Origin of the sequence: Bradyrhizobium sp. SHOUNA76, assembly GCF_023006445.1 — a bacterium.
GTDB lineage: Bacteria > Pseudomonadota > Alphaproteobacteria > Rhizobiales > Xanthobacteraceae > Bradyrhizobium.
Genome location: NZ_JALBHA010000254.1, coordinates 1 through 8,890 on the forward strand (window position 1 = coordinate 1; position 8,890 = coordinate 8,890).

Sequence of the window (8,890 nt, forward strand, 5' to 3'; positions counted from 1 at the left end):
GGACGTCGGCCTCGTCGTCGGCTGCGATCTCCTCGAGATCATCGACAGTCGCGATCACCTTGCTGGCGACCGCGTGGCGCTCGGCGGTCATGCGCAGCAGCACCTTCAGGAGCTCGACGATCGCCGCGCCGTTGTTGTTGTTGCGCGGCTTCTCCAGCTTCGGCAGCGTCGCAAAATCCCGCGCCAGCCCGCGCTCGACTGCGGCCACGATGTCCGCGCCCCATTTGGACTTCTCGAACCCCTTCGGCACAGAGCGCAGATGGGCGAGCTTTTCCAGCGTGGTCGGCGCGTGGGTCGCGATGTCGGTGATCGCCTCGTCGCGCAGCACGCGGCCGCGCGGCACGTCTCGGCTCTGGGCTTCCTGCTCACGCCAGGCCGCGACCTCCATCAGGACGGCAAGATCCTTCGGCTTGCGCACCCGCGTCTTCAGTCGCTCCCAGGCGCGTTCGGGATGGAAGTCGTAAGTCCTGGGGGAGGTGAGGACCTCCATCTCGATGGACACCCATTCGCTGCGGCGGCGCTTCTTGAGATCGGCATCGAGCGCGGCGAACACGTCGCGCAGGTGCGTGACGTCGGACACCGCGTAGTGCATCTGCTCCTTGGTCAGCGGCCGGCGCGACCAGTCGGTGAAGCGGTGGGTCTTGTCGGGACGGTGACCGGCGACCTTCTCGACCAGCGCGTCGTAGGCGATGCTGTCGCCGTAACCCAGCACCATCGCGGCCACCTGGGTGTCGAACACCGGGTGCGGGATGATATTGGCCTGGTGCCAGATGATCTCGATGTCCTGGCGGGCGGCGTGGAACACCTTCAGCACGCTCTCGTTGGCCATCAGCTCGAAGAACGGCTTGAGGTCGATCCCCTCGGCCAGGGTGTCGACGACGATGGCTTCCTCGGCGCTGGCCATCTGCACCACGCACAGCAGCGGGTAGTAGGTGGTCTCACGCAGGAACTCGGTATCGACGGTAATGACGGGGTGCTTGGCCAGCCGGCTGCAGGCAGCCGCGAGGTCAGCGGTGGTGGTAATCAAATCCATGAACGGCCCATGACACTTGATATCAGCCGATCTGCCGAAAGTGCTGTGATGTCAAGGGGCTCAGTGCGAATTCGAGCCTTGCATTCGGGCCGGAATCGCTTTTTCCGACGAAATTCCTATTCGTAGCGGACCCGGTGCGAGGATTTGCGGCCGCAGGGCAGCGCCACCACGACCACGCACATGGCGACCAGCGCCAGCCCCAGGAACTCGATAACCAACAGATCCACGGCGAAACCTCCAGAAACATCGGTAGATTTGTCGGCGGTGCGTTGAGGGTCTGTTAATTGCAATGGTTACCGGCGGCGGGGCGGGCCGGATGGTGGACGGGAAGTTAACGGGGCAGGGCGGTCGCCCCTTCACGTCATCAGCTTCGGCAGGGCTGTGGCCAGCGTATCCACGGCCGCGCGGACCTTTGGCGGCATGCGGGGTGAACGCGGCCAAAGCGCGTGGCAGTCGTAGAGGAATTCCGGTTGGCCGCCGAAGAGACCGACCAGCGCGCCGGAGGCAAGACGCTCGCGGACCAGCCAATAAGGCAGCCAGGCGAGACCCATGCCCTGCACGACCGCATCGGCGATCGCTTCCAGATCGTCGAGCCTCAGCCGGCCCGATGGCATGATCTCGCGTGGAGGCTGATCGCCCAGCGGAAACAACCACGGCCGGACCCGCCCCGAGCGACGATAGATGATCGCCTGATGCGCGACCAGATCGTCGATCGATTTCGGCTTGCCGTTCGTGCGCAAATACGACCGCGCGCCGCACACCACCATGCGCTGGCTTGCGATGCGCCGTGCAATCAGGCCGGATTGGTCGTCGAGATCGCCGGTCCGGATCGCGAGGTCATAGCCGGCCTCAATGAGGTCGGCGATCGGATCTCCGAAGGAGAGGTCGAGTTCGAGATGCGGATGTTTGCGAGCCAGCTTCATCAGCAAGGGCGCGATGCAGTGCCGTCCGAGCAGGGCCGGCATCGTTACGCGCAGCCGGCCACGAGGCTCGGACAGCTCATCGGCAACGACAGCATCAGCGGCTTCGGCCTCGCTCAGCACCACGCGGCAGCGCTCATAATAGGCCTGGCCGGCCTCGGTCAGGCTCTGGCGGCGCGTGGTGCGGTTGAGGAGGCGAATGCCGAGGCGCTCCTCGAGGAAGCGCACGTGCTTGCCGACCATCGGCCCCGACATCTCTAGCGCGTCGGCGGCGGCCGCGAACGAGCCGAGATCGACGGCCTTGACGAATACGGCCATGCTGGTCAGGCGGTCCATGATTGAAAACTCCTGGTTTCGACTGTTCGCTCACTTGGGCGATTTATTCGCTTCCCGGGGATCGGCATAGCTCCATTCAGTTCAACTGTTTTGGAGTATTTCCATGGCCCGTGCCGTTCGCTTTCATCAACATGGCGGCCCCGAGGTGCTGCGCATCGAGACCATCGATGTTGCGCCGCCGGCAAAGGGCGAAGTTCAGATCCGGGTCAGGGCACTCGGCCTCAATCGCGCGGAAGCGCTGTTGCGGAGAGGGACCTACATCGAGACCGCGAAATTTCCGTCGGGCCTCGGTCTGGAGGCGGCCGGGCTTGTCGCGGCTATCGGGGAAGACGTGGCCGGCATTATGCCGGGCGATGCCGTCAGCATCGTGCCGCCACTGTCGATGGTGCGATGGCCGGCCTATGCCGAAATCGCGACGTTTCCGGCCGAGTTCGTCGTGAAGCATCCGCCGGAGCTCGGCTTCGAGACGGCGGCTGCGGTGTGGATGCAGTATCTGACCGCCTACGGCGCGCTGGTCGACATCGCCGGGCTCGGGCGAGGGGACGTCGTGGCCATCACGGCAGCGTCGAGCAGCGTCGGGCTGGCGGCCATTCAGATCGCGAACCGGATGGGCGCCGTCCCGGTTGCCCTGACGCGCACGTCGGCCAAGCGGCGCGCCTTGCTCGACGCCGGCGCCGACCACGTCATCGTGTCGGAAGAAGAGGACATCCGGTCACGGCTTGAGGCGATCGCCGGTGCGAACGGCGTCCGAACCGTGTTCGACGCTGTTGGTGGTCCTGCGTTCGAGCCGCTGACCGCGGCGATGTCGCCGGGCGGCATGCTGATCGAATATGGCGGGCTCAGCCCTGAGCCGACGCCGTTTCCGCTATTCAACGTGCTGACCAAGAGCCTCGTCTTGCGCGGCTACCTCGTGCACGAGATCATTCGCGACACCGTGCGCCTTGCGCGGGCGAAGGCGTTCATTCTCGACGGTCTATCGGACGGCGCGTTGAAGCCGGTTATCGCCAGGACATTCCGGTTCGAGGACATCGTCGAGGCGCACCGCTTCCTGGAGTCGAACACGCAGTTCGGCAAGATCGTGGTGACGATCTGAGGAGCCGTAGGGTGGATTAGCCGAAGGCGTAATCCACCACCATTCGCATTCGAGGAGGCAGAAGGTGGACTACGCCCGCGACTGCGCCTTGCGCAGCCTCGGGCTAATCCACCCTACGAAGCAGGGGCCTTACGGCAACTTCAGTGACGTCTCGGCGTTGTACGGCTTCAGCGTCTCATCGGCGGCCTTCTGGGCGGCGGCGAGGGCCTCCTTCGGCTGCTTCTTGCCGTTGAGGACCAGCATCACCTCGTCCTCGAGGGTCTTGCGGACCGGTACGGTCTTGTAGGTCGCGAACCAGGGCTTTGCGACGTCGAGCTGCTCGACGGCGGTCTTGGCGTCCGGGTTCTTGTTGAGGAAGTCGACCATCTCGGGCGTCTTGTAGGCGGCCATGTTGGGCGCGAAATAGCCGGTGGCGCGGCTCCACCAGCCGCTCTTCTCGGGCGAGGTCATCCACTTGATCAGCGTCCAGGCGGCCTTCTGCTTGTCGGCCTCGAGCCCTGCCGGCACGATCAGCGAGGCGCCGCCGATCGGCACCGCGTTGCGGACGTTGCGCGGGATGAAGGCGACCTTGTAGTTGAACTTGGCGTTGTCGCGCACGTAAGTGAGCGAGCCCGTGGACAGCATCATCATCGCGGCATTGCCGGAGATGAAGGAGGTGCTGACGGCAGGGCCAGGCGTGGCGCCGGGCGCATGCACCTTGTGCTTGGTGACGAGGTCGTTCCACCAGGTCAGCGCGCCCAGCATCGAGGGCGTGTCGTAATAGACCTCGCCGCCGAACTCCTCGTTGTAGTAGCGCCCGCCATTGCTCATGGTGAGCGTTTCCATCATCCAGCCGCAATAATCATAGGCGCAGGGGATCGCGATGCCCCATTGGGTCACCTTCTCGCCCTCGCGCTTGGTGAGCTTCTTGGCCCAGTCGGTGAGCTCGGCCCAGGTCTGCGGCGGCTTGTTCGGATCGAGGCCCGCTTCCTTGGCCTTGTCGGCGTTGATGTAGAGCAGCGGCGTCGAATTGTGGAAGGGCACGCCGTAGACCGAGCGGTTGATCACCGCGTTGCCCTGCAGCGCCGGGAAGAACTGACCCAGGAACTGGTCCTTGGTGGTGCCGTCGGCGGCGATCAGAGGATCGAGATTGGTGAGCTCGTTCTCGATCTGCATGTCGAGCAGGAAATTGGCCGACATGATCACGGCAGCCGGCGGCTTGCCGGCCTTGATCGATGCGCGCGTCTTGATCAGCGTGTCGTCATAGGAGCCGGTGTAGACGGCGGTCGCCTTGATGTTCGGGTGTCCCTCGTTGAACTCCTTGATCAAGGTGCCCATGTCGCGGGCGAGCTTGCCGTCGACGGGAACGGGGAAGAACAGGTCGATCTCGGTCGGACCTTCGGCCATCGCCGGGACGGCGAGGGCAGCAGCCATGGAGCCTGCCATGGCGAGGCCAAGCATGAGCCTGCGGGTAAACAGCATCGAAAACTCTCCTATTTGATGCCTGAGGTGACGAAAGAACTGATGAAACGCTTCTGAAAGATCAGGAAGGTGACGAGCAGCGGCGCGATCACCATCAGCGTGCCCGCGGCGATGGTGCCCCAGGCCTGGGTGCCTTCCGCGGTCGCGGTGAACACCGAGAGCCCGACCGTGAGCGGCCGCTTGTCCGGCGAATTGATCACCATCAGCGGCCACAGGAAGTCGTTCCAGTGGCTGGTGACGGAGATGATGGCGAAGGCCCAGAAGCTCGGCATCGACAGCGGCACGTAGATGTGGCGGATGCGCTGGAACAGGCTGGCGCCGTCGATCAGCGCGGCGTCTTCCAGCTCGGTCGGGATCGCCTCGAACGCCTGGCGCATCAGGAAGGTGCCGAAGGCGGAAGCGAAGAACGGCATCATCACGCCGGTCAGCGTGTCGTAGAGGCCGAGCTGCGCGACCAGCTTCAGGTTCGGCACGATCAGCAGCACCGGCACCAGCATCAGCTGCATCAGGAACATGTAGAAGATCAGCGTCTTGCCGGCGAAGCTCAGGCGCGCGAAGGCAAAGCCCGCCAGCGTGATCGTGACGAACTGCACGAGGAGAATGCCCGCGCAGATGAAGGTGGTGTTGAGGGCGTAGCGCGGGAAGTCGCCGATCTCCCAGGCATCCCTGATGTTGTCGAGCGTCGGCTTCAGGCTCGGCATCAGCTCGGCCATGGCGTTGATGCCGTCCGAGGCCGGGCGCAGCGTCGCAACGCCCATCCACAGGAACGGGATCAGCCAGACGATCGCGAGCAGCACGGTCAGCAGGAAGCCGAGCTTGGGCGTGATCTCGCCGCGCGTGGCGAGCGGGGCGTCCTTCCAGAGCGCTTCGAGCAGCTTCATGGCCCGCCCTCGCGGTTCGCCATGGTGCGGAAGGAGAGCGCGGTGAGGCCCATCAGCGCGGCAAGCGTCAGCAGCGTTGCCGCGGACGCCTTGCCGATGTCGTAGTGCTCGACCGCCTGCTGGTAGATGTAGAACAGCACCAGATTGGTCGAGTTGGACGGACCGCCCTTGGTCATGACGAAGACGTGGTCGACCTGCGTCACCGCGTTGAGCGTGGCGATCACGATGACGAACAGGAAGGTGGGCTTGAGCTCGGGCAGGATGATGTGACGGAAGCGCCGATAGGGCCCCGCGCCGTCGAGATGCGCGGCCTCCATCACGTCCTCGGGCACGGCCTGGAGACCGGCGAGGAAGAACAGCATGTAATAGCCGGCATTCTTCCAGATGGTGATGACCATGATCGCATAGAGCGCGATGTCGGGGTCGCCGAGCCAGTTCGGCAGCACCGGGAGAAACCGGCCGATGTAGTAGTCGAGCAGGCCGACATTGGGCAGGAAGATGAACATGAACAGCGCGGATGCGGCGACCATCGGGATCAGCACCGGCAGGAACAGCGCTGCGCGCAGCGCGCTGCTCACGGCATGGGTGCGCGACAGCGTCAGCGCGAACAGCAGCGCCAGGCCGATGCTCGGGATCGCCGTGCCGACGGCGTAGATGAGGTTGTTGACGACGGCGCCGGAGAAGGCGGGGTCGGCCAGCACCGCTGCGATGTTGTCGAGACCGACGAAGCGGACCGGGGCCTTCGGCGTGGCGCGCTGGTAGAGCGCATCGATCAACACGCGGCCCATCGCGCCATAGGTGAACAGCGCGAGGAAGACCAGCGAGGGCAGCAACAGGAGATAGGCGGGCAGCGAAGCTTTGAAGCGCCTGACGAGGCGCTTCGGCACGTCCAGGCGCGGCGCCGCCGAGGTCGCGACCGGAAGAGCCGCGGGTTCGGCGAGGCTCATTTCACCGCCCCGGAAAGTTGAGTGCGTAGTCGCGGCCGTCCACCCCCGCCGGGGGCTCGAAGGGGAAGCGCAGACTGGTGTCGAGGAAGTCGTGGCTGTGTACGACCAGGTTCTCCTCGTCGATCAGCACCACGCCATAGGCGGGCGGCTCGTGGCTGGCCAGATGCGGCGCGCCGGCGTCGAGCTCGAACCAGACCTGATGGTTGGTGCCGCGCAGGGTGGAGAACGGAATCTTGCCGTAGCTGCCGAAGATGGGACGGTGCACATGGCCGAAGAAGAGGTGGCGGATGCGGGCGCGATAGGGCGCGATCACCTCGGCAAACTCCGCGGTCTGTTTCAGCCCGATCTCGTCCATCGCATGGACGCCGATCGGGAAGGGCGGGTGATGCATGAACACGACGAAGGGCTGGTCGGCGGGCGCGTTGGCAAGCGTCTTCGCGAGCCAGTCAAAGCGCTTGGCGCACATCTCGCCGGCGTGGCTGGTCTCGTCCAGCGTGTCGAGGAAGACGAACAGGCCGTGCTCGGTGGTGCGGGTGCCCTGCACGAAGCCGTTGGCATCGCGCGGCGCCGCCTTCAGCGCGTCGAGGCAGGTGACGCGCTTGTCGTGATTGCCGACCATCGCGATGTAGGGAATCTTCAGCGCCGCCATGGCGTCGGCGAAATTGGCGTAGGAGTCAGCCTCGCCCCAATGGGTGAGGTCGCCGGTCACCACCGCGAAGGCAGCGTCGGACTGGTGCCGGTTGATGTCGGCGATCGCCGCGTCCAGCCGGGCACGCGGGTCGAGGCCATAGAGCTTCAGCCCGGGATTTGCGAGATGCGTGTCGGTAAGGTGGATGAATTTGAAGGGCATGGCGCTCGTCAGGGGTGTTGGAGAAAGGACGTCTCCGGCAAGACGACCCTGACAGGCGGTTAGTGCGCGTGTGTTTCAGTTTGATGACAGCGGTTCCCGCGGCCGGGACGTGTCCACACGGAAGAAGCGTGCGGGAGAAAGCGCTCTAGTGAACAAGCGCGCGCAGGCGCTCGATCTCGGCGATCAGTCTTGGAATATCCTGCCGCGCGTGGGCGATGAATTCCTGATCGGCGAGCGTCCCGCCGGTGAGGTAGAAGTCTTCGCCTCCGGTCTGGATGAAGTCTGAGCCGCTGAATTTATCACGTTTCTCGATGAACGATTTCCAGGGACCCGCGGTGCGCCTTGATCGCCTCGATCTCGTCGCTGGTCATTGGACTGTTCCGGTTCATTTGAGTGGCCCTCTCGAAGCCTGCCGCTACGTCCCGCAGAACGTCTGCAACACGCGCTGGTCCGGCAGCGGGGGATCGGCATAGGCGGCATAATCCGGCTGGTCCTCATGCGGCTTGGCCAGCACCTTCACCAATTCCTCGAACGGCGCGTAGTTATCGTCGTTCACGGCGGCCTGGATCACCGCCTCGACGCGGTGGTTGCGCGGGATGAACATGGGATTGACCGCGTGCATGGCGGCCTGCCGCTCGGCTGCGCTCTGCGGCTCCAGCGCGATGCGCGCGCGCCAGCGGCCGGCCCATTCGTCGAACGCTGCGGGCTCCATGAACTGGGCCCGAATGTCGGCGGCGTCATCACCCGCGGCATCGCCGAGCTTGCGGAAGGTGAGGGTGAAGTCGGCCTGGTTCTTGGCCATGGCGTCGAGCAGGTCCTGGATCAGCGCATCGTCGCCGTCGCGCTCCGTGAACAGGCCGACCTTCTGGCGCAGACCGGCCTGATAGGCATTGCTGAACGTGTCAGAGAAGGCGCCGAGAATGTCCTGGGCTTCGGCGACCGCCTTCTCCTGCTCGTCCGAGAACAGCGGCAGCAGGCATTCGGCAAGCCGCGTCAGATTCCACAAAGCGATACGCGGCTGGTTGGCGTAGGCATAACGGCCCATCTCGTCGATCGAGGAAAACACCTGCGCGGGATTGTAGGCGTCCATGAAGGCGCAGGGGCCGTAATCGATGGTCTCGCCCGAGATCGAGCTGTTGTCGGTGTTCATCACGCCGTGGATGAAGCCGACCAGGAGCCAGCGTGCGACGAGCTCGGCCTGGCGCGCGACGACGCCGGCAAGCAGCGCGTGATACGGCCGCTCCACGTCACGCAGCTCAGGATAATGACGGGCGATGACATGATCGGCGAGCCGGCGGAGCGCCTCGGTATCGCGGCGGACCGCGAAGAACTGGAAGGTGCCGACGCGGATGTGGCTCGAGGCGACGCG

9 protein-coding genes are annotated in these 8,890 nt (G+C 64.9%); 2 read left to right on the top strand and 7 right to left on the bottom strand.

All coding sequences use genetic code 11. The features are described from left to right. On the bottom strand, positions 1-1,033 hold a 1,033-nt coding region (gene rnd / locus MOV74_RS23070), incomplete at its 3' end, for a ribonuclease D (protein ID WP_246927379.1). A gap of 356 nt (positions 1,034-1,389) precedes the next feature. Next, positions 1,390-2,289, bottom strand: a complete 900-nt coding sequence (locus tag MOV74_RS23075) for a LysR family transcriptional regulator (protein WP_246927382.1) — start codon at positions 2,287-2,289, stop codon at positions 1,390-1,392. Positions 2,290-2,392: 103 nt separating this feature from the next. Between MOV74_RS23075 and MOV74_RS23080 the strand changes: the two genes are divergently transcribed. Next, a complete protein-coding gene (locus MOV74_RS23080; RefSeq protein ID WP_246927384.1) occupies positions 2,393-3,382 on the top strand; it encodes a zinc-dependent alcohol dehydrogenase family protein in 990 nt (329 codons plus the stop codon). Between the two features lie 129 nt (positions 3,383-3,511). On the opposite strand, the gene MOV74_RS23085 is transcribed toward MOV74_RS23080, so the two are convergent. From MOV74_RS23085 to MOV74_RS23100, 4 genes are read right to left on the bottom strand one after another with little or no spacing between them, the layout of a single operon-like run. After that, positions 3,512-4,843, bottom strand: coding sequence for an ABC transporter substrate-binding protein (locus MOV74_RS23085; RefSeq protein WP_246927386.1), 1,332 nt, complete (start codon positions 4,841-4,843; stop codon positions 3,512-3,514). 11 nt (positions 4,844-4,854) lie between these two features. Next, positions 4,855-5,724: a carbohydrate ABC transporter permease gene (locus MOV74_RS23090; RefSeq protein ID WP_246927387.1), complete on the bottom strand. Its 870-nt coding sequence runs from the start codon at positions 5,722-5,724 to the stop codon at positions 4,855-4,857. Continuing rightward, positions 5,721-6,671 (bottom strand): carbohydrate ABC transporter permease, encoded by a 951-nt coding sequence (locus MOV74_RS23095; RefSeq protein WP_246927389.1) that lies wholly within the window; start codon positions 6,669-6,671, stop codon positions 5,721-5,723. The genes MOV74_RS23090 and MOV74_RS23095 overlap by 4 nt, the downstream gene beginning before the upstream one ends. Before the next feature lies 1 nt (position 6,672). Continuing rightward, positions 6,673-7,521, bottom strand: a complete 849-nt coding sequence (locus tag MOV74_RS23100; protein ID WP_246927391.1) for a phosphodiesterase — start codon at positions 7,519-7,521, stop codon at positions 6,673-6,675. Positions 7,522-7,669: 148 nt separating this feature from the next. Between MOV74_RS23100 and MOV74_RS23105 the strand changes: the two genes are divergently transcribed. Continuing rightward, positions 7,670-7,807, top strand: a complete 138-nt coding sequence (locus MOV74_RS23105; protein ID WP_246927393.1) for a hypothetical protein — start codon at positions 7,670-7,672, stop codon at positions 7,805-7,807. A gap of 129 nt (positions 7,808-7,936) precedes the next feature. On the opposite strand, the gene MOV74_RS23110 is transcribed toward MOV74_RS23105, so the two are convergent. After that, positions 7,937-8,890: protein adenylyltransferase SelO family protein (locus MOV74_RS23110; protein ID WP_246927395.1), on the bottom strand; the 954-nt coding region annotated here is incomplete at its 5' end.

What these genes read in the sequence shown, in the direction of transcription:
- MOV74_RS23095 (WP_246927389.1), bottom strand. Translation starts at nt 6,671, where the DNA reads ATGAGCCTCGCCGAACCCGCGGCTCTTCCGGTCGCGACCTCGGCGGCG.
- MOV74_RS23080 (WP_246927384.1), top strand. Translation starts at nt 2,393, where the DNA reads ATGGCCCGTGCCGTTCGCTTTCATCAACATGGCGGCCCCGAGGTGCTG.
- MOV74_RS23075 (WP_246927382.1), bottom strand. Translation starts at nt 2,289, where the DNA reads ATGGACCGCCTGACCAGCATGGCCGTATTCGTCAAGGCCGTCGATCTC.
- MOV74_RS23085 (WP_246927386.1), bottom strand. Translation starts at nt 4,843, where the DNA reads ATGCTGTTTACCCGCAGGCTCATGCTTGGCCTCGCCATGGCAGGCTCC.
- MOV74_RS23100 (WP_246927391.1), bottom strand. Translation starts at nt 7,521, where the DNA reads ATGCCCTTCAAATTCATCCACCTTACCGACACGCATCTCGCAAATCCC.
- MOV74_RS23090 (WP_246927387.1), bottom strand. Translation starts at nt 5,724, where the DNA reads ATGAAGCTGCTCGAAGCGCTCTGGAAGGACGCCCCGCTCGCCACGCGC.